The organism is Pandoraea commovens, from assembly GCF_024704525.1.
Classification (GTDB): Bacteria; Pseudomonadota; Gammaproteobacteria; order Burkholderiales; family Burkholderiaceae; genus Pandoraea; species Pandoraea commovens.
In genome coordinates this window covers 4,197,627-4,216,781 of record NZ_CP102780.1, presented here as the reverse complement: position 1 = coordinate 4,216,781, position 19,155 = coordinate 4,197,627, and the positions used below count along the sequence as shown (strand labels likewise).

The following is a 19,155-nucleotide window of genomic DNA, read 5'->3' as shown; positions in this document are numbered from 1 at the left end:
AACGTTGAAGGACGAACTCGGCAGAACGAACTCAGCGCTGCTGCATGGCGACGCGCAGGCCCAGGCCGATGAAGATGGTGCCGATGATCTTGCCTTGCCAGCGCAGCAGCCAGGTGAAACGTCCCACGAACTTGCCGAGCGGACGCACCGACATCGCAATGGCCGCCGTATAAAGCGCGCTCATTGCAACGAACACCAGCCCCAACACGAGGAACTGACCGAAGGCGTTGCCCTCGCTCGCATGCACGAATTGCGGCATGAAGGCGAGGAAGAACAGGGCGGTCTTCGGATTGAGCACCTCGGTGGCCACCGCCTGACCGAACGCCCGTCCGGGCGAGACTTTCGGTGCGACGGGCAACTGCGGGTCTGACGGCCGCTCACGCAGCGCCTTGACGCCCAGATAGATCAGGTAGGCCGCGCCCACATATTTAACGACGTCGAACGCCAGCGCGGACGTCATCAACACCGCCGACAGTCCGACCGCCGCGCACAGGGTGTGCACCAGATCGCCGAGCGCAATGCCCATGCCGGTCATGACACCGGCGCGGCGTCCGCCTTGCACGGTGCGGGTGATGGTCAGCAAGACGGCCGGGCCGGGAATCAGAAAAAGCCCGAGGACAACGACAACGAATGTGGCAAGCGTGGCAAGGGTCGGCATCAAAAGCCTCCGGTGGGGTCGAGGGCGGTGCGGGCCGTGACGGCCGTGCAATGGCGACATCATCCCAGATTCCGAAGGAGGGCGCCCAAAAGGGCGCAGAGCGAATCCTGAAGCGCCGCGCGCTCCTGTGACAGACCATGCCCGGTCTTTCGATCCCGCCGGATTACGGCATTCAGGAGCCAGCGCTATGTCACTCATCTCTTCAGCTTCGTCTTCTTCTCTCTCGACGGTCTCGTCTCCTCCCGCGACAGGCACGCTCGTTCAGGTAGCACTGAAAGCAATGCATTGCGCCTTCGACAGCTTCCGTGGCGACTTCTCGGGCGCGGTGGCATGTTTGCGCGAGAGCGGGCTAAGCCAGTTGCTGTCCGACACATGGCAGCACGCAGGCCAGCGGTTCCAACAGCACGCGCCAACACATTCCGGTGTCTCGGACGTCGGCATCGCTTGCGCATTGAGTGCGATCGCCGTGGGCGCGACATACACCTATCTCTGGCCTGAACTCAAGGCGCTGGAACGGGCCATCGACGGGGGCGACGAGACGCAGCGTCAGTGGGCGTTGCAGACGGACACGCAACTGCGACGTCGCACGGTGGCAGACGTGACGGCAATGAGTCAGTGCCTCGCAGTGTTCGACGCCACGGCCCTCGCCGCAACGGCGCAACAAGCGGGTACGGACATGCCCCGGCGCGCGCTGGCCGAAATGCGCATCGCCGAAGCGCTGCTGCTTCATATCGCCGACGTCCCGCAATCCGATTACGCAAGGAGCGATCGGATTGCGGGGCTCTGCCAGCTCATGGCGCACGGCCTCGGGTTCAAACTGCCGAAGACGGTGCGAGACGCCTTGCACATCAGCGACGAGCGGCAATCTCTGATTCGCGACGATAACGCGTTCGCGCTGCTCAAAACCCAGTTGGAGCCGGATTGGCGTCAGGACGAGGCGGGCAGCGCGACCTTCACCGTGCATCCGGTCGATGTGCAGGTGTTCGATCCCGACGAGACAACCGACGACCTTTCGCCGGAGACACGCAACGAACGCCGCTTGCTGACGAACCCGGTTGCACTGCGTCGCGTGCGCGCCCGTCTCGTGGCGCTGTTCGCCGCGAGTGTGCGTGAAGACTGCGGGGGGACGGGCGATTGGCGTGCGCTCGCGCTACGGGCATTGGGGGTTGCCGCACAGCACGGCATGTCGTGCGACAACGTATTGCTCGCGATGGGGATCGCCACGCGCTCAGGTATCAGCGCCCGCTTTGCATGGCGCTGGAGCGACGAGCGGGGGCCCCGGCCGGGCGAAACGCTACCGCCGACGATTCCCGTGGACGTGGCCCAATGGATCGGCCGGGTGATGATCGTCGCGGGCAATCCCGACGCGAACCTGCCGTGCCCGTCGCGTCTTGCCGCACTGGTCAGAGGCGACACCCCGCCGACGCTGAAGATCGGCAGCGACGAATGGGTGCGTCTCACCGATGGCATCGAAGCACTGGGCCGCGATCACTGGCATAAGTCGTTCGCGCAGGTCTGCAACGCCGCACGCGGGGCACGCCACGTGTGACGCGCTCGGCACGCTCAGAGGTATGCGCCGCCCAGCAGTCCGGCGACGCTGCCCGCTGCGAGCCACCACAGCGGATGCACGCGGGTTCTGATGGCCAGCACCGCCACGCTTGTCGTGATGCCCGCAAGCAGCCACGACGTGGCCGATGCTTCGGCGATCAGCGCCGCGCTCGCGGCAACGAGCCCCGCCGTCATCGGCATCAGACCCGCCTGCACGATGCGCCGCCACGGCCGATCCCGGAAGCGCTGCCACAGATGCAGCACGCCGACCGTAATGAGCGACGACGGCCCGAACTTGGCCAGTGTCGTGACGAGCATGCCTTGCCAGCCAGCGACATGCCAGCCGACGAGCGTCACGATCATGAGGTTCGGTCCAGGTGCGGCCTGCCCCAGCGCGAACAGCGCGCTGAATTGTTCGGAGGTCATCCAGTGATGCAGATCGACCACCTGCCGCTCCATCTCCGGCAGGATCGTGTTGCCGCCGCCAAAAGCGAGCACGGACAGCTGCGTGAAGATGAGCGCAAGCGAAATGAGGGTGCCGGTCATTGCGAAACCCTCCAGGTGGCGTAAATCGAGATCGGCGTCATCACGATCATGGTGAGCACCAGCGGCACGCGCAGCACGGCAATCGCAATGAAGCACGCCACCGCTACGCCGCCGAGCACGACGGACTTGCGCAGCGGCCACGCCACCTTCCACGCCATCTGAATCAACAGACCGGCCGCCGCTGCCGCCAACCCGGCAAACAGATGCTTCACGTGCGGGTCGTTCTGGAAGTGCTGATAGATCGTGCCCAGCGCAATCACCACGGCCGACGGGGCCGCAATCAAACCGAGGATCGACGCGAGCGCGCCGCGCCAGCCATGAAAGCGCATGCCGAGCGCGACCGACAAGTTGATGATGTTGCCGCCCGGCAGAAACTGGCACAGACCGAGCAGATCGGTGAACTCCGCGCCGCTGATCCAGCGATGCTTGTCGACGATCATGCGGCGCGCGAGCGGCAACGCGCCGCCGAACGCGGTCATGCCGAGGCCGAGAAAGCCGAAGAAGAGGGCGCGAATGCTCGGGCTGTCCGCCACCGCTGTGTCGTGCCCGGTGTTGGGGGCAGCAGCGCTGGCATCGGTGTTCGGCGCAAGACGGGTGTCGGGTGTCCCGGGTGTACCCGGGTTGGGGGAGGTGAAGGGGGCCTGAGTGTTCATGGCGGGCAAACTCTGAAAACTGGACTACGGTGGGGCCGCCCGGCAGAGAATGTCATCGAGGGATGGGATGCATGGGTGCCGCGCGGGACACCCTGAGAGTAAGGCGATTGCGTTATATTGTCCAATATATGGAAATGACTTGAATCATATTGGATCGATATGGCAAACATCGACGTGCGCTTGCTGCGCTATTTCATTGCGGTGGCTGAAACCGGGCACATGACGCGGGCCGCAGAGCGGCTCGGCATCGGGCAGCCACCGCTCTCGCAACAGATCCGCGTGCTTGAGACACAACTGGGCGTGACGCTCTTCGAACGCTTGCCACGCGGCATGGCGCTGACCGACGCGGGGCAGGCTTTCCTCGCCGACGCCTACGAAGTCGTGCGCAAACTCGATCAGGCGGTGGACGACGTGCGGCGCGTGGCAGCGGGCATCAAGGGGCGTCTGTCGGTCGGCTTCACCAGCTCGGCGGCACTGCATCCGTTCGTGCCGACGGTCATTCGCGCGTTTCGTAGCGATGCGCCATCGGTGTCCCTGATGCTGGACGAGTCGAGTACCGGGGATTTGCTGGACGGGTTGCGCGACGGACATATCGACGTCGCGTTCATCCGTCAGCCGCAGGGCAACACCGGCGAGATCACCGTCGTGCAGGTGCTGGAAGAACCGATGGTGCTGGCCGTGCCGTCCGCGCATCCGCTGGCGCTCACGGGTCGAGCCGGGAAGGCCGCCGTGCCGATGACGGCGATTGCGTCGGAAAAGCTGATTCTCTATCGGCGACGCGCAGGGCAGGGGCTGTACGACGCGATCATCGCCGCATGCCACGGCGCCGGTTTCAGTCCGGCCATTGAACAGGAAGCGCCGCGTCTGTTGACGACGCTCTCGCTCGTCGCCGCCGGGCTGGGTGTATCGGTGGTGCCTGCGTCGCTCATGCGCATGCAGATCGAGGGGATCGTCTACCGGCCCCTCGCACCGCCGCCGCGCGCACCGCTGTGCTGTGCCTATCGAGAAGGCGTACTCGCCGGTCCGACGGCGCGTCTGTTAGAGCATGTGCACGCGGCTGTGAAGGCCATCGCCACGGTGTAACCGGCGCGAAAGTTCAGGCCGATGTGCCGCCCTTCTGTGCGACCAGCGCTTCGATGTGGCCGTGCAGTCCCACGTCGTTCCAGTCCAGTTCGCCCATGCGCCAGAAGCGCGCGTTTCCCGCCCGGTCCACGAGATACGTGGCGGGCAGACCGAGCGAGCCGAAGCGTTTGTAGACCGCACCGTCGGTATCGAGCAGCACGGTGCCGTCGATGGGGAGCTTGTCGACGAAAGGCTTCACCGTCGTGGTCGGTTCCTTGTAGTTGACGGCGAGCAACGCCAGACCTCGCCCACGGTACTGGCGCACCACCGCCCCCATCGCCGGAATCTCCTCGCGGCAAGGCCCGCACCACGTCGCCCAGAAGTTGACGATGACGACGCGTCCGCGATACTGCGACAGCGAGTATGTCTTGCCGTCGAGCCCGTCGAGCGAGAACGCCGGTGTCGCACCGCGCCATGCCGAGAGCGTGCCGCCGGACGTCCCGGCGAGCGCGCTGTCGTCGACTTCCGTCGAACCCTTTGCCGGTCCCGCCGCGAGCGCATTGGGGCCAGCGGCCCCGAATGCGCCGACCGCACCGAGCGCCCCCAGCGTGTGAAGAAAGTGACGGCGTTGCATGGTAATGCGCTCCTTCATTGGCGTGTGACGGTCACGCCGAGGCCGATGTTCAGGGTGGCTGTGGTGCGGCTTGCTTCGATCAGGCCGAGATTTCGCGGGCGTTCATGCGATAGCGGAAGGTATCCGGATTCAGGCTGTCGAGCTGAGCACGCGCCACTTCGCCGTTCGGATACATAAGGAACGGCACGGTACTTGCAGGCTTACCTTGCGCGCCGGGCAGCGGAATGTCCGCGCCGTGATTGAACGCGACCCAGTTCATTTCCCACTGACCGAAGAGCATCGCACGCGCGGCGCGAACGCGCAGATCGTCGACCGGCAGACCGCCCGGCACTTCTTCGAGCACGACCTTGCGCACATCCGCCGGATCGACCGGCACCCAGCCGTAACCGGCCGCGTAGAACTCGGCGCGGCAATGCTGGGCGCGCGTGACGTCCCCCGCCTTGCCCAGACTGTTGAAGCCATGACGTGAGGTCGCCACGCGCACACCGTAAGCGTCGCGTGCAGGAATTCCCACGGAGCGGGCCAGCGCCGTAAAGAGTGCGTTGATGTCGGCACACTTGCCCGCGAGGTCGCCGGTGGTGAGCATGTAGCGCACGTCGCCCGTGCCGCAACCGCGCACCGAGCCTTCGCGACGGCAGTTCTCCACGATCCATTGATAGATGGCGCGCGCTTTCTCCACGTCGCCGTTCTCGCCGCGCGTGATCTTTTCGGCGGTTTCGCGCACCAGACCGTCGGTCGGCTGAAGTTCTGTCGGCTGGAGGTACTGACGCAGCACCGCCGCCGATTCGCGCGGGGCGTTGGCCGACGGGGGCTGCGACAGATCGACGACGCGATCGCGCGTGGCGAACGTGTTCGTCAGGGTGACGGTGCGAGCGCCCTGCGCGGCACCCTCGGGCCATGCCACGGCGAGCATCGGCACACCGATGCCTGAGGCGCCACGCACCATGCGCAACTCGGCCTTGGCCCCCGGGGCGTCCCAGCGCGTGCCGAGCGCATGTTGATAGGCCCCGGACGGCGACGTCGCCACCGGTAGCCAGACGTTCGCCGGGCCATTGCCAGCGGGCAGGTCGACCTGCGTCGTCAGCTCGAACGTGCGCCAGCCGTCGGCGGCGCTGGGCGCCTGCGTCGACGATTTGGCCGCGTGGGCGTAACCCGGCAGCAGCGACGTGGAAAGGAACGAGGCGGGCAGGGCGTAAGCGCCCAGAGAGAGGAAGCGGCGGCGTTGCATGATGTAGACCCCTTTTGGCATCAGCGCTCACGGCGCATTGAGGTTAGGGCAATAGCGGTGGCGTCCCATGCAGGGACGATGTAACCCGGTAGCATGACACCGTCGCATGTCGTCCACAGTCATTTCGGGACATGGCGACGGCGCAAAGCTGCTTCATAATACGTCGACTTAAGGAAAACGAACACCAACGACCATGACTGCAATCGAAGCAACTCAAGTGGGTGATCAAACGGCGGCACAATCGTCGGCACAAGCGCCGCGTCTGACGTCGCTTTCGCACGGCGGCGGCTGCGGCTGCAAGATCGCGCCGGGCATCCTTTCCGAATTGCTGGCGCGCACCGACGCGCCGCTGCCTGCCCCGGCTGCGCTGCTGGTGGGCACCGAAACGTCCGACGACGCGGCCGTCTACCAGCTCAACGACGAGCAGGCCATCATCGCGACGACGGACTTCTTCATGCCCATCGTCGACAATCCGTTCGACTTTGGCCGCATCGCCGCGACCAACGCACTCTCCGACATCTACGCGATGGGCGGCAAGCCGATTTTCGCGCTGGCCATCGTCGGCATGCCGATCAACGTATTGCCGCACGAAACGATCCGCGAGATTCTGCGCGGCGGCGAGTCGATCTGCGCCGAAGCGGGTATTCCGATTGCGGGCGGGCACAGCATCGATTCGGTCGAGCCGATCTACGGCCTGGCGGCGCTGGGCGTGGTGCATCCGAAGCGCTTGAAGCGCAATGCCGACGCGCAAGCCGGTGACGTGCTCGTGCTCGGCAAGCCGCTCGGCGTCGGCGTGATGTCGGCCGCACTCAAGAAGAATCAACTGGACGACGAGGGCTACCGCTGCATGATCGACGCCACCACGCGCCTCAATCGCGTGGGCCCGGCGCTCGCCGCGTTGCCTGGCGTACATGCGCTGACCGACGTGACCGGTTTCGGTCTGCTCGGTCACACGCTGGAGATGTGCCGAGGCGCGAATCTCGCCGCCTATCTGCGCATGTCGGACGTGCCGCTGTTCGACGGCGTGCGCGAACTGGCCGACAAGGGCTGCATTACCGGCGCGTCCGGTCGCAACTGGGCGTCGTACGGCAAATCGGTCGAGCTTGGGGAACGCATTACGGAGCGTGACCGCGATCTGCTGTGCGATCCGCAGACGGCGGGTGGCTTGCTAGTGTCGTGCGCGCCGGGCGCGGTGGACGACGTGCTCGCCGTCTTCCGTGCCGACGGCTTCGACGCCGCCGGGATCGTGGGTGCGATGCGTCCGGGCACACCGGGTGTGCGCGTCATCTGACGAGCGGCTTGCCGTCGTCTAACTGCGGTCGTCCAAATGACAACGGGCGCTCTCCGGTCTTCGGGGAGCGCCCGTTTGGTTTCTGCGACGTCAGGCGTCAGCCCACACGTCAGCCCACACGTCAGCCCATAGGTCAGCCGCGGCGATCACGCCGCCTGACGTTGTCCCTGTGCGCCAATGAACGCGACGATAGCCTCGCCGAGCGGTGCCGGAGCGTCGCGATGCGGCGAGTGTCCGCAGTCCGGCAGCTTCACCACCTTCGCGTGTGGCACGTGCGCGGCGATGCTATCCATCTGCGCCATCGTGCCGTACTCGTCGTCCTCGCCCTGAATCGCGAGCAACGGCTTCGAGATGGTCGCCACCGCACCGACCAGATTCCAGTCGCGAAACGCCGGATTCAGCCAGATGTCGTTCCAGCCCCAGAACGCCGAGTCCACATCGTCGTGATAGCGGCCGAGCCTCAAACGCAGGTCCGTCGTCTCGTAGACGGTTTTCGTCTTTGCGATGCTCTCGACGGAAACGTCCTCGACGAACAGATGCGGTGCGATCACGACCGCGCCAGCCAGCCGGTCAGGGAACGCCGCTGAGAACAGCAGCGCAATCGAGCCGCCATCGCTGTGACCGACGAGCCACACGCGGTCCGCCTGCGCCGCACCGATACCGACCGCATCGAGAAACGCGGGGAGTACTTCGCGCGCCTGACGGTGCATGAAGTCGACGGGCCACTTCTCATCCTTCGGGCGCGGCGTCGAGCGGCCATAGCCGTTGCGTGAAAACACGAGACCGCGATAGCCGCCCGCGTCGCACAATTGCTGCGGCCAGTCCTTCCACATGGCGATGGAGCCGAGCCCTTCGTGCAGAAACACCAGCAGCGGCGCGTCGGTGCGCTCGCGGTTGATCCATCGATACTCCAGCGAGAGCGCACCGTGCGAGGGCGTTTCGATCTCTGCGAACTGTACGTCCGACATTCTGTTTCTGTCTCCTAGGGTCTGTTCACGCTAATTCCGGGCTCGTGAACGTGTTCTACCGGCTGGCTGGCAAGGCACCGACAGCGCCGCTTGGTCGCCCCAAGCAAGCTGGCGGTAACGCGGCCAGGCGGCCGGTAGGGCACGTTCCCTACGGGTTGTCCACCCAAAGGGGCGATCGCGGCGTCATGATCCTCGCGAATATTCCCGATATTCGCTTCGGCTCATTCCTTGCGCTCGCCCCTTTGGCCGGGCAACACGAGCCCGGAATTAGTGTGAACAGACCCTAAAGCATCTCGCGCAGCTTGAAGCGCTGAACCTTGCCCGTGGCGGTCTTCGGAAGATCGTCGACGAACACCAGCTCGCGAGGATATTTGTGTGGCGCGAGGCGCGCCTTGACGAAGGCCTTCAACTCGGTCGCCATGGCGTCCGTGGCGACCAGCCCCGGCTTGAGGACGACGAACGCCTGCGTCTTCGTCAGACCGTTGTCGTCGCGTCCCACGACCCCCGCCTCCAGCACTGCGTCGTGCTGCATCAGTACCATCTCGACTTCGATGGGGGAGACGTATTGGCCGCTGACCTTGAGCATATCGTCACTGCGTCCCGCATAGACGTAATACCCATTGGGCAGACGCTGGTACTTGTCGCCGCTCTTGAGCCAGTCGCCGAGGAACGTCGCGCGCGACTTCTCGCGGTTGCACCAGTACATGAGTGCGGCGCTCGGCCCCTTGATGTACAGATCGCCGATTTCACCGTCGGGCACCGGCTGACCGCTCTCGTCGCGCAGCTCCACGGCGTAGCCGGGCACTGGTTCGCCGGTCGTGCCGTAGGCGACCTGACCTGCGCGGTTCGACAGGAAGATGTGCAGCATTTCGGTCGAGCCGATGCCGTCCAGAATCTCCGCACCGAAGTGCGCGGTGAAGCGCTCGCCGATCTCACGCGGCAGCGCTTCGCCTGCCGACGTGCACAGGCGCAGCGCCACGTCGGCGCGGGCGGGCAGATGCGGCGAGGCGAGCAGCGTGGCGTAGAGCGTCGGCACGCCGTAGAAGATCGTCGGACGATGTTCACGCAGTCGCTTTGCGACCGCCTCCGCCGTGGGGCGCTCCGACATCAGCACGATGGTTGCGCCGACCGACAGTGGGAACGTCAGGCCGTTGCCGAGTCCGTATGCGAAGAACAGTTTGGCCGCAGAGAACACGATGTCGTCTTCGCGAATGCCGAGCACGTTGCGTCCGTAAGTCTCTGCCGTCCAGTAGAGATTGGCGTGCGTGTGCACGGTGCCCTTGGGCTTGCCGGTCGAGCCCGAGGAGTACAGCCAGAACGCGATGTCGTCGCCTGCCGTGTCGACGGGCAGCGCGCTGGGCGCGCCATCGAGAAGTGCGTCGAATGTCGGCAATGCGGTCGCACCATCGGTCTCGGCCGCAATCGGTTGCGAGACGATGCACGGCGGCGGCGACCCGGCCTCGGCGACCTTGTCGAGCGCAGCCTGCACCGTCGGCATCAGTGCGCCGGAGGCGATCACGAGCTGCGCTTTGCAATGCGAGATCATGTACGCGTAGTCGTCGGCCGTGAGCAGCGTGTTCACGACGACCGGCACCACGCCCGCATATAGCGCGCCGAGAAACGCGATGGGCAGATCGATGGTGTCGAGCATGACGAGCAGGATGCGCTCTTCGCGATGCACGCCCGCGCGCGTGAGGCCGGTGGCGAAGCGTCGGCTTTGCTCGGCCAGTTCGCCATAGGTCAGCGCGCGCGTGTCGTCGAGATATGCAGTCTTGGCAGCGCGCTCGCGGTTGAGCGCCTCCAGATGCGCAGCGAAGTTGAAGTTCGCCGGCGGTGGGGTGAGTACGGCTTCCATGTTGCCTCCGGTGGATCACCACACGGCGCAGCGCACTCCAACGGGCGCGGCACGCGTGGCGTGAGTTCTATTCAGCGCTCTGACGGCGCCTCTTTGAATCACCTTGACTGCGACGGCTTGCGACTTCTACGACTGGCGTAAAACGGTGCCGATGGCGGAGGCTGTGCCCGCCATCGACTTAAATCTGCGTTGTGTCTGCGACTTCGTTGCGACGTTATGACTTCGGCAGTTCGACGGCGTCCTGCGTCAGCGCTTCAACGAGGGCGGCAGGCCCCTGAACGGCCGAGCGCACGTGATAGAAGCGCAGCGCGCGCAGGCCACCGAGTTCTTCGCCGCCACCGGCGCGTCCCGGGCCGCCGTGCAGCGCCTGCGGCATGACGTTGCCGTGACCCGTCTGCGTCTTGGCGACCGACGGATCGACGGCGTGAACGCGACCATGCGCGTCGGCCAGCGCAAGGGCGGGCGCGCGCATGGCGATGGCGTCGTTGCTGTACAGCGAGACAACCAGCGACCCCTGACCGCGCTTGGCGAGTACGACGGCTTCGTCGAGATCGCGATAACCGATGAGCGTCGCCACCGGGCCGAAGACTTCGGTGTCGTGCACGCGCTTGCCTGCCGAACCCTCGCGCAGACCCAGCAGCACGGGCGCGACACAGGCGCTATTCACATCGGCGTCGACAAAGACGGCGTCGCGATTCCCGTCGTAAAGCGTTTCGGCTTCGGCCTGCAAATGCGCAATGCCGTCGAGCACTGCGCGCTTTTGCGCAGCGCTCACGAGCGAACCCATCTTCACGGTCTCGTTGCGCGGGTTGCCGACGACTGTCTTCGCCAGTCGCTCGGCAATGGCGGCCGCCGCCGCGTCGAAATGCTCGACCGGCACCATCGCGCGACGAATCGCCGTGCACTTCTGCCCCGACTTGACCGTCATCTCGCGCGCCACTTCGCGCACGAACTGATCGAAGGCGGCGGTGCCCGGTGCGGCGTCCGGCAAAAGGATGGCGCTGTTCAGGCTGTCGGCCTCCACGTTGATGCGCGCGGAGCGTTCGGTGAAGGCGGGATGTGCGCGCAACGTGGCGGCGGTGTCCGCCGAGCCAGTGAACGAGACCACATCGAACGGTCCGATGCGCTCGAGCAGACCGGCGGCGCTGCCGCAGATCACCGACAGGCTGCCCGGCGGCAGAATGCCTGCGGTGACCACATCGGCCACCATGCGTTGCGTGAGCCACGCGGTCGACGTCGCAGGTTTGACGATGACGGGCACACCCGCCAGCAACGCACCTGCCGCCTTTTCCCAGAGACCCCACGCGGGGAAGTTGAAAGCGTTGATGAAAAGGGCGACACCCGGCGTCGGACGGAATACATGACGCACGGCAAACGACGCGTCTTTGGCAAGCGGCACGGCGGCGCCATCGAGCAGCGTGTGCGCATCGCCCAGTGATGTACCCAGCTTCGCGTAGGTGGAAAGTGTGTAAATCGCGCCGTCGATGTCGACAGCGGAGTCGGTGGCGACCGTGCCCGAGTTGGCCGTCGCGATGGCGTAGTAGTCGTCGCGATTCGTCTGCAACGTGGCGACGATCTGCGAGAGCCGCTGCGCCCGTTCGCCGTACGACAGCGCACGCAGCGCGGGGCCTGCCGTGTCGCGCGAGAAGGCAAATGCGGCGTCGAGATCGAGACCGGCGCTCGAGACGAAGGCGAGCGTGTCGCCCGTCACGGGATCGGTCAGCGCAGTGCGCTCGCCGCCACCGGCCACCCATTGGCCAGCGACGTAGTTTTCCAGCAAGGCAGGGGTACTCATATCCATCAACCGAAATGAATCAAGCAGAGATGCAGGGGCGCGCCGGTTTCAGGCGCTGCGTGTAAATTCGATAGCGCCTTCGGGCAACAGGTACAGCACGAGGGCGCGGCCGCTCGCCACTGTCGGGCGATGCGCGGTGCCCGGGCCGTACACGCACCAGCCCGCGGGGTGTCCGTCGAAGGTCGCGCCCGGCGTGAGCGGCATGATCAGATCGATTTCGCCATTGGGATGCACGTGGTGCGGTCCGGCCAGATCGGCCATGTCGACGACGTCCACGGAAAAGCCGTGCGTGTCGGGTGTGGGCTTGATGACGCGCCCGTACCGAATGCCGCCGCCTTCGCGATTGCACAGCCAGCCCTCCGCCACGCCGGTGCGGCAGGCGTCGATGAGGGCTTCGTAACCTGGGGAGCCCGCGCCGTAGCTGGCGTTGAGCCAGTCGGCAAGCGAGTTGTCTAGAGGGCGACCGTCGAGCTGACGTGTCACGTCGGCGATCAGCGCCTGAAATTGGGGCACATCCATCCATGTCTCCTGGGGACGTCGTGTTTGCTTTTTTACCGACGCATGGTGAAAATTAGAGCATGCAAATTTGGCTGTCAAGCAATATATTACATGTTACATGCTTCGAGGATCTCATCCGATGAATAAGAGTGCGCAAGCCGATGGGGTGCCGACGGCGCGAGGCGCTGGCGAGAAAGACCCGTTTCTGGTCGCACTGGGCGAGCGGGTTCGGACGCTGCGCGCCCGTCGCGGCCTGACCCGTAAGGCGCTAGCGCTGGATGCCGGAGTCTCCGAGCGTCACGTCGCCAATCTGGAGTCGGGCGTGGGGAACGCCTCCGTGCTGTTCCTGCGTCAGCTCGCACAAGCACTAAATTGCACATTGGCCGAAATCGTGGGTGACGAGACCACGTCGTCCGCCGAGTGGCTGCTGATTCGCGAGATTCTGCACGGGCGCGACGGCGAGGCGCTGACGCGCGCGCGTCAGGCGTTGAGCGAACTCTTCGCGGGCAGCGAGCGAGACCCCGACCGGCGTGGGCGCATCGCGCTGATCGGCCTGCGCGGTGCAGGCAAGTCGACGCTGGGCCGCATGCTTGCCGACGACATGCACGTACCGTTCGTCGAGCTCAATCGCGTGATCGAACAACTGGCGGGCTGCCCGCCGTCGGAGATCTATTCGCTGTATGGCGCGAGCGCCTACCGCCGGTACGAGTTGCGCGCGCTGGAAGCCGTAGTGGCCGAGCATCCGCGCGCCGTGATCGCTTCGCCGGGCGGTATCGTCAGCGACGCCGCCACGTTCAATTTCCTGCTGACCCACTGCTATACGGTGTGGCTGCAAGCGTCGCCCGAGGAGCATATGAAGCGCGTGGTGGCACAGGGCGACCTGCGGCCGATGTCAGGCAATGCGGAAGCGATGGACGACCTCAAGCGCATTCTGGCCGGGCGTCAGGACTTCTACGCCAAGGCCGATATGAGCTTCGACACCGGCGGGCGGGCGCTCGCGGACGCCTATCTGCAACTGCGCGGACGCCTGGCAGTGCAGTTGTCATCCGATTGATCGAGTGCATTCTGCAAAATAATTCATTTTTGTTTGTATAAACGGTTGACGGTGGGTTTGTGCTGCACTATATTGCAATTCAACAAGATCATTATTCGAGTTGGAGGCAATCATGTTCGGCAAACCCCACGTCGACTACCGTACGGACCCCACGCAGTACAAGCATTGGAAGCTGACCTTCGACGGCTCGGTGGCCACGCTCGCCATCGACATCGCGGAAGACGGCGGTATTCGCGAGGGCTACAAGCTCAAGCTCAATTCGTACGACCTGGGCGTAGACATCGAGCTGCACGATGCCGTTCAGCGCATCCGGTTCGAACATCCGGAAGTCAAGACGGTGGTGGTCACGAGCGCCAAGGACCGCGTGTTCTGCTCGGGCGCGAACATCTTCATGCTGGGCCTCTCCTCGCATGCGTGGAAGGTCAACTTCTGCAAATTCACCAACGAAACGCGTAACGGTCTCGAAGACTCCAGCCGTCATTCGGGCCTGAAGTTTATTGCCGCCGTGAACGGCGCCTGCGCTGGCGGCGGTTACGAGCTGGCACTGGCGTGCGACGAGATCTATCTGGTGGACGACCGCTCGTCGTCGGTCGCGCTGCCGGAAGTGCCGCTGTTGGGCGTGCTGCCCGGCACCGGCGGCCTCACGCGTCTGACGGATAAGCGTCATGTGCGCAACGACCGCGCCGACATCTTCTGCACTATCGTGGAAGGCATTCGCGGCGAGCGCGCCAAGCAATGGCGTCTGGTCGACGAAGTGGTCAAGCCCGCGCAGTTCGCGCAGGCCGTGGCTGCGCGGGCGCAGGAACTGGCGCAGGACAGCCATCGTCCGGGCGGCAAGGGCGTGACGCTCACGCGCATTGAGCGTACCGACGAGCCGGATGCCATCCGTTACGAATTCGTCGATGTGGAAATCGACCGCGCCAATCGCACCGCAAGCCTGACCGTGAAGGCGCCGAAGTCTGCGCCGCCGAGCGACATCGCCGGTATCGAAGCCGCGGGCATCAATTGGTGGCCGCTGAAGATGGCGCGCGAGCTCGACGACGCAATTCTTAACCTGCGCACCAACGAACTCGACATCGGCACCTGGCTGCTGCGCACTGAAGGCGAAGCGAAGCATGTGCTGGCCGCCGATGCGTCGCTGCTCGCGCATCAGGATCATTGGTTCGTGCGTGAAACCCTCGGCATGCTGCGTCGCACGTTCGCCCGTATCGATGTGTCTTCGCGCTCGCTGTTTGCGCTGATCGAGCCGGATTCGTGCTTCGCCGGCACGCTCGCCGAATTCGCCTTCGCGGCCGACCGCACGTATATGGCCGCGCTTCCGGCAAGCGAAGAAGACGAACCGGCCATCACGCTGAGCGAGGTCAACTTCGGCCTGCTGCCGATGGTCACCGATCAGTCGCGTCTCGCACGCCGTTTCTATGAAGACGCTGCTGAACTGGATGCCGTGCGCGCCACCATCGGCCGTCCGGTGCGTCCGGACGAAGCCGAGCGTCTGGGGCTGGTCACGGCCGCGGTCGACGATCTCGACTGGCCGGACGAAATTCGCATCGCCATCGAGGAGCGTGCGGCGATGTCGCCCGATGCGCTCACCGGCATGGAAGCCAACCTGCGCTTTAACGGCAAAGAGACGATGAACACGCGCATCTTCGGTCGGCTGTCGGCGTGGCAGAACTGGATCTTCATTCGTCCGAACGCCGTTGGCGAAAAGGGCGCGCTCAAGGTCTACGGCAAGGGCAACAAGGCGCAGTTCGATCTGAACCGCGTCTGACGAATTCGCAGGGATGGGCGGCGGCAGTCGCCCCCCGCACCCGATCAAACGTTTCCATAGAACACGTACGAGACACGAGGATTCCCACGATGGCTTCGATCAACTACAGCGAGAAGATCCCCAACAACGTCAACCTGTCGGACGACCGCACGCTGCAACGCGCGCTCGAACAATGGCAGCCGAACTTCCTGTCCTGGTGGGGCGACATGGGACCGGAAGGCTCGCATGGTTTCGACGTCTATCTGCGCACGGCCGTGAGCGTCGACCCGAGCGGCTGGGCGCACTTCGATCACGTGAAGATGCCGGACTATCGCTGGGGCATTTTCCTCACGCCGGGCGAGTCGGATCGCAAGATCCACTTCGGCGAGCACAAGGGCGAAGCCGCGTGGCAGGAAGTGCCGGGCGAGCATCGCGCGAACCTGCGTCGCATCATCGTCACGCAGGGCGACACGGAACCGGCGTCGGTGGAACAGCAGCGTCACCTCGGGCTGACCGCGCCGTCGATGTACGACCTGCGCAACCTGTTCCAGGTGAACGTGGAAGAAGGCCGTCACCTGTGGGCGATGGTCTACCTGCTGCATCGCTACTTCGGCCGCGACGGCCGTGAAGAAGCCGAAGCGCTGCTCGGCCGCCGCTCGGGCGACGAGGACAATCCCCGCATTCTCGGTGCGTTCAACGAGAAGACGCCGGACTGGCTCGCGTTCTACATGTTCACGTACTTCACGGACCGCGACGGCAAGTTCCAGTTGTCCGCACTGGCCGAGTCGGGCTTCGATCCGCTGGCCCGCACCACCAAGTTCATGCTCACGGAAGAAGCGCACCACATGTTCGTGGGCGAGTCGGGCGTGTCGCGCGTGATTGCCCGCACGGCGCAGGTGATGAACGAACTGAAAACGGACGACGTGTCGAAGCTGCGCGCCGCGGGCGTCATCGATCTGCCGACGATCCAGCGCTACATCAACTTCCATTACTCCGTGACGATCGATTTGTTCGGCGCGGACCAGTCGTCGAACGCGGCGATCTTCTATAGCTCGGGCCTCAAGGGTCGCTATGAAGAGAGCAAGCGCGACGACGATCATCAACTGAACGGTCAGATGTACCGTCTGCTCGATGTCGACAACGGCAAGCTCGTGGAGCGCGAAGTGCCGATGCTCAACGCGATGAACGAAGTGCTGCGCGACGACTACATCAAGGACTCGGTCGCCGGTGTGAACCGCTGGAACAAGGTGCTGGAGAAGGCCGGTATCGACTTCCGTCTGACGGTGCCGCACAAGGCGTTCAATCGTCAGATCGGTACGTTCGCAGGCGTGCGCGTGTCGCCGGATGGTCGTGTGGTGAGCGAGACGGAGTGGGCTGCACATGAGCGCGAATGGCTGCCGACGTCGGAAGACCGTGCGTATGTGGCGTCGCTCATGGGCCGTGTGACCGAGCCGGGCAAGTTCGCCAACTGGATTGCGCCGCCTCCGCTGGGCATCAACCGCCAGCCCATCGATTTCGAGTACGTGCGTTTCAACTAAGTCATTGCCAAGTTATTGGAAAGGCCGCAAGAGCCATCCCCACAAGGAGACAGCATCATGAACGGCCCCGTTCCGGTCGAAGTCCTGAAGCAGCATCTGATCGATCCGGAGATCTGCATTCGCTGCAACACCTGCGAGGAGACGTGTCCGATCGACGCGATCACGCATGACGAGAACAACTACGTCGTGCGCGCGGACACGTGCAATGGGTGCATGGCGTGTATCTCGCCGTGCCCGACGGGGGCCATCGACAACTGGCGCGACGTGCTCAAAGCCGAGGCCTACGCTGTCGACGACCAGCTCACGTGGGACGAACTGCCCGTGCAGGACGACGCGCTCGCCGGACAAGGCACGATTGGCGAGGCGTCGGAGGGCGCGGCTGGCGGTGCGTCGGGTGCCTCTGCCGATTCGTCGGAGCCCGTCATCGGTGGCTCGGATCTGGTGCGCGGCTCGGTCGTGCCGCCGTGGTCCGCTGCGAAGCCCTACGTCAACCTCTATAACCACAAGGCCCCGGTGCAGGCCACCGTGGTCGGCAACTATCGCGTGACGGACGCGAGTACCGAGAGCGATATCCATCACATCGTGCTCGACTTCGGCAAGCAACCGTTCCCGGTACTCGAAGGGCAGTCGATCGGCATCATCCCGCCAGGCTCGACGGCGGACGGGCGTGCACACCATGCGCGTCAGTATTCGATTGCGTCGCCGCGCGATGGGGAGCGTCCGGGATACAACAACCTGGCGCTCACGGTGAAGCGCGTGACGAAGGACCATCAGGGGCAGGCCGTTGGCGGCGTGTGCTCGAACTATCTGTGCGACCTGAAGAAGGGCGACGTGGTCAACGTGATGGGGCCGTTCGGCAGCACGTTCCTGATGCCGAACCACGCCGACTCGCATCTGCTGATGATCTGCACCGGCACGGGCGCGGCTCCGATGCGCGCCATGACCGAATACCGCCGTCGCCGTCGCATGAAGGGCGCGACCGGCAAGCTGATGCTGTTCTTCGGTGCGCGCACGCAAGGCGAGTTGCCGTACTTCGGTCCGCTGCTCAATCTGCCGAAAGATTTCATCGATACCAATCTCGCGTTCTCGCGCACGCCGGGAAGCCCCAAGCGTTACGTGCAGGATGCGATGCGCGAGCGTGCGGCCGATGTGGCGGCGCTGCTGCGGCACGAGCATACGTACATCTATGTCTGCGGGCTGAAAGGTATGGAGGACGGCGTGCTCCAGGTGTTGCAGACCATCGCCGGTGAAGCCGGTCTCGATTGGCAGACGCTCTGGCAGCGGATGAAGACGGAAGGGCGTCTGCATCTGGAAACTTATTGACGAATCGATTGACCGACGGCGTTTTGCGCCGACTTGATACCGCGTGCTTCGGCACGCGGTTTTTTTTCGTCCCGATGCTGTCTCAGGTACGTCACCGGAATTGAGTAACATGGAGGGGCTGTTTCCCTTCCATTTTTTCTCTGAACGGAGAGTCACATGGGCAAGAAGCGGATTCTGGTGTTGGCGGGCGACTACGTCGAAGACTACGAGCTGATGGTGCCGGTGCAAGCGCTGATGGCCGTCGGGCATCGCGTGGAAGTCGTCTGCCCTGGCAAGAAGGCGGGCGACAAGGTGCGCACCGCGATTCACGATTTCGAAGGCGATCAGACCTACAGCGAGAAACGCGGTCACGACTTCACCCTCAACGCGACGTTCGACGGCCTCTCGCCAGCGGACTTCGACGCGCTGGTGATCCCCGGTGGCCGCGCCCCCGAGTATCTGCGGTTGAACGAGCAGGTGCTCGCCGCCGTGCGCCACTTTGCCGAGAACGACAAGCCGATTGCCGCGATCTGTCACGGCGCGCAATTGCTGGCGGCCGCCGGTGTGATCGAAGGGCGTGAATGCTCGGCGTATCCGGCGTGTGCGCCGGAAGTGCGTCTGGCGGGCGGGAAGTACATGGAGATCGCCATCGACGACGCCCATACCGACGGCAAACTCGTGACCGCCCCGGCGTGGCCCGCGCACCCCGCGTGGATCGCACAGTTCCTCGTCGTGCTCGGTACGAAAATCGAGCTGTAATGCAGCCGTAATGCGGCCG

General features: G+C 64.7%; 17 protein-coding genes. 8 read left to right on the top strand and 9 right to left on the bottom strand.

Annotation, left to right across the window (positions count from 1 at the left end; genetic code table 11):
• Positions 1-31 precede the first annotated feature (31 nt).
• Positions 32-658: a LysE family translocator gene (locus tag NTU39_RS18960; protein ID WP_257958294.1), complete on the bottom strand. Its 627-nt coding sequence runs from the start codon at positions 656-658 to the stop codon at positions 32-34.
• 187 nt (positions 659-845) lie between these two features.
• Between NTU39_RS18960 and NTU39_RS18955 the strand changes: the two genes are divergently transcribed.
• Positions 846-2,207: a hypothetical protein gene (locus tag NTU39_RS18955; RefSeq protein ID WP_257958293.1), complete on the top strand. Its 1,362-nt coding sequence runs from the start codon at positions 846-848 to the stop codon at positions 2,205-2,207.
• Between the two features lie 14 nt (positions 2,208-2,221).
• Here NTU39_RS18955 and NTU39_RS18950 read toward each other — a convergent pair whose 3' ends face one another.
• Positions 2,222-2,752, bottom strand: coding sequence for a chromate transporter (locus NTU39_RS18950; RefSeq protein ID WP_046292673.1), 531 nt, complete (start codon positions 2,750-2,752; stop codon positions 2,222-2,224).
• The gene (locus NTU39_RS18945) at positions 2,749-3,405 is read right to left on the bottom strand and encodes a chromate transporter (RefSeq protein WP_246184714.1); all 657 of its coding nucleotides are present in this window, start codon (positions 3,403-3,405) and stop codon (positions 2,749-2,751) included. Before NTU39_RS18945 ends, NTU39_RS18950 begins: the two co-directional genes overlap by 4 nt.
• Positions 3,406-3,564: 159 nt before the next feature.
• Between NTU39_RS18945 and NTU39_RS18940 the strand changes: the two genes are divergently transcribed.
• Positions 3,565-4,488: a LysR family transcriptional regulator gene (locus tag NTU39_RS18940; RefSeq protein WP_257958292.1), complete on the top strand. Its 924-nt coding sequence runs from the start codon at positions 3,565-3,567 to the stop codon at positions 4,486-4,488.
• Between the two features lie 13 nt (positions 4,489-4,501).
• Here the strand turns inward: NTU39_RS18940 and NTU39_RS18935 are convergent, their stop codons facing one another.
• Together NTU39_RS18935 and NTU39_RS18930 are read right to left on the bottom strand one after the other, a co-directional pair.
• Positions 4,502-5,101 (bottom strand): TlpA family protein disulfide reductase, encoded by a 600-nt coding sequence (locus tag NTU39_RS18935; RefSeq protein WP_257958291.1) that lies wholly within the window; start codon positions 5,099-5,101, stop codon positions 4,502-4,504.
• A 79-nt stretch (positions 5,102-5,180) separates the two neighbouring features.
• A complete protein-coding gene (locus NTU39_RS18930) occupies positions 5,181-6,329 on the bottom strand; it encodes a transglutaminase-like domain-containing protein (protein WP_257958290.1) in 1,149 nt (382 codons plus the stop codon).
• 193 nt (positions 6,330-6,522) lie between these two features.
• On the opposite strand from NTU39_RS18930, the gene selD reads away from it, so the two are divergent.
• Entirely contained in the window at positions 6,523-7,620 is a 1,098-nt protein-coding gene (selD, locus tag NTU39_RS18925) for a selenide, water dikinase SelD (RefSeq protein WP_150666071.1), read from the top strand.
• 146 nt (positions 7,621-7,766) lie between these two features.
• Here selD and NTU39_RS18920 read toward each other — a convergent pair whose 3' ends face one another.
• The 4 genes from NTU39_RS18920 to NTU39_RS18905 form a co-directional block, all read right to left on the bottom strand.
• A complete protein-coding gene (locus tag NTU39_RS18920) occupies positions 7,767-8,588 on the bottom strand; it encodes an alpha/beta fold hydrolase (protein WP_150666072.1) in 822 nt (273 codons plus the stop codon).
• A 283-nt stretch (positions 8,589-8,871) separates the two neighbouring features.
• Complete coding sequence (locus NTU39_RS18915; protein ID WP_257958289.1) at positions 8,872-10,443, bottom strand: benzoate-CoA ligase family protein; 1,572 nt, start codon at positions 10,441-10,443, stop codon at positions 8,872-8,874.
• A 214-nt stretch (positions 10,444-10,657) separates the two neighbouring features.
• Positions 10,658-12,244, bottom strand: coding sequence for a 3,4-dehydroadipyl-CoA semialdehyde dehydrogenase (locus tag NTU39_RS18910; protein ID WP_150666074.1), 1,587 nt, complete (start codon positions 12,242-12,244; stop codon positions 10,658-10,660).
• Between the two features lie 42 nt (positions 12,245-12,286).
• Complete coding sequence (locus NTU39_RS18905) at positions 12,287-12,757, bottom strand: DUF4863 family protein (RefSeq protein WP_257958288.1); 471 nt, start codon at positions 12,755-12,757, stop codon at positions 12,287-12,289.
• A 118-nt stretch (positions 12,758-12,875) separates the two neighbouring features.
• Here NTU39_RS18905 and NTU39_RS18900 point away from each other — a divergent pair, with 118 nt between their 5' ends.
• The 5 genes from NTU39_RS18900 to NTU39_RS18880 all read left to right on the top strand — a co-directional run bounded on the left by NTU39_RS18900 (position 12,876) and on the right by NTU39_RS18880 (position 19,136).
• Entirely contained in the window at positions 12,876-13,790 is a 915-nt protein-coding gene (locus NTU39_RS18900) for a helix-turn-helix transcriptional regulator (protein WP_052252576.1), read from the top strand.
• Positions 13,791-13,902: 112 nt separating this feature from the next.
• Positions 13,903-15,558, top strand: a complete 1,656-nt coding sequence (gene boxC / locus NTU39_RS18895) for a 2,3-epoxybenzoyl-CoA dihydrolase (RefSeq protein WP_257958287.1) — start codon at positions 13,903-13,905, stop codon at positions 15,556-15,558.
• An 89-nt stretch (positions 15,559-15,647) separates the two neighbouring features.
• Entirely contained in the window at positions 15,648-17,075 is a 1,428-nt protein-coding gene (boxB, locus tag NTU39_RS18890) for a benzoyl-CoA 2,3-epoxidase subunit BoxB (protein WP_046292663.1), read from the top strand.
• A gap of 57 nt (positions 17,076-17,132) precedes the next feature.
• Positions 17,133-18,398, top strand: coding sequence for a benzoyl-CoA 2,3-epoxidase subunit BoxA (gene boxA / locus NTU39_RS18885; RefSeq protein ID WP_150666078.1), 1,266 nt, complete (start codon positions 17,133-17,135; stop codon positions 18,396-18,398).
• Between the two features lie 156 nt (positions 18,399-18,554).
• Positions 18,555-19,136, top strand: coding sequence for a DJ-1/PfpI family protein (locus NTU39_RS18880; protein ID WP_150666079.1), 582 nt, complete (start codon positions 18,555-18,557; stop codon positions 19,134-19,136).
• Positions 19,137-19,155: the final 19 nt, after the last annotated feature.

Coding starts and splice junctions, on each gene's coding strand:
- NTU39_RS18900 (WP_052252576.1), top strand. CDS start 12,876: ATGAATAAGAGTGCGCAAGCCGATGGGGTGCCGACGGCGCGAGGCGCT.
- NTU39_RS18880 (WP_150666079.1), top strand. CDS start 18,555: ATGGGCAAGAAGCGGATTCTGGTGTTGGCGGGCGACTACGTCGAAGAC.
- NTU39_RS18915 (WP_257958289.1), bottom strand. CDS start 10,443: ATGGAAGCCGTACTCACCCCACCGCCGGCGAACTTCAACTTCGCTGCG.
- selD (WP_150666071.1), top strand. CDS start 6,523: ATGACTGCAATCGAAGCAACTCAAGTGGGTGATCAAACGGCGGCACAA.
- NTU39_RS18910 (WP_150666074.1), bottom strand. CDS start 12,244: ATGGATATGAGTACCCCTGCCTTGCTGGAAAACTACGTCGCTGGCCAA.
- NTU39_RS18905 (WP_257958288.1), bottom strand. CDS start 12,757: ATGGATGTGCCCCAATTTCAGGCGCTGATCGCCGACGTGACACGTCAG.
- NTU39_RS18940 (WP_257958292.1), top strand. CDS start 3,565: ATGGCAAACATCGACGTGCGCTTGCTGCGCTATTTCATTGCGGTGGCT.
- NTU39_RS18945 (WP_246184714.1), bottom strand. CDS start 3,405: ATGAACACTCAGGCCCCCTTCACCTCCCCCAACCCGGGTACACCCGGG.
- NTU39_RS18950 (WP_046292673.1), bottom strand. CDS start 2,752: ATGACCGGCACCCTCATTTCGCTTGCGCTCATCTTCACGCAGCTGTCC.
- NTU39_RS18960 (WP_257958294.1), bottom strand. CDS start 658: ATGCCGACCCTTGCCACGCTTGCCACATTCGTTGTCGTTGTCCTCGGG.
- NTU39_RS18935 (WP_257958291.1), bottom strand. CDS start 5,101: ATGCAACGCCGTCACTTTCTTCACACGCTGGGGGCGCTCGGTGCGGTC.
- NTU39_RS18920 (WP_150666072.1), bottom strand. CDS start 8,588: ATGTCGGACGTACAGTTCGCAGAGATCGAAACGCCCTCGCACGGTGCG.
- boxC (WP_257958287.1), top strand. CDS start 13,903: ATGTTCGGCAAACCCCACGTCGACTACCGTACGGACCCCACGCAGTAC.
- boxB (WP_046292663.1), top strand. CDS start 15,648: ATGGCTTCGATCAACTACAGCGAGAAGATCCCCAACAACGTCAACCTG.
- boxA (WP_150666078.1), top strand. CDS start 17,133: ATGAACGGCCCCGTTCCGGTCGAAGTCCTGAAGCAGCATCTGATCGAT.
- NTU39_RS18955 (WP_257958293.1), top strand. CDS start 846: ATGTCACTCATCTCTTCAGCTTCGTCTTCTTCTCTCTCGACGGTCTCG.
- NTU39_RS18930 (WP_257958290.1), bottom strand. CDS start 6,329: ATGCAACGCCGCCGCTTCCTCTCTCTGGGCGCTTACGCCCTGCCCGCC.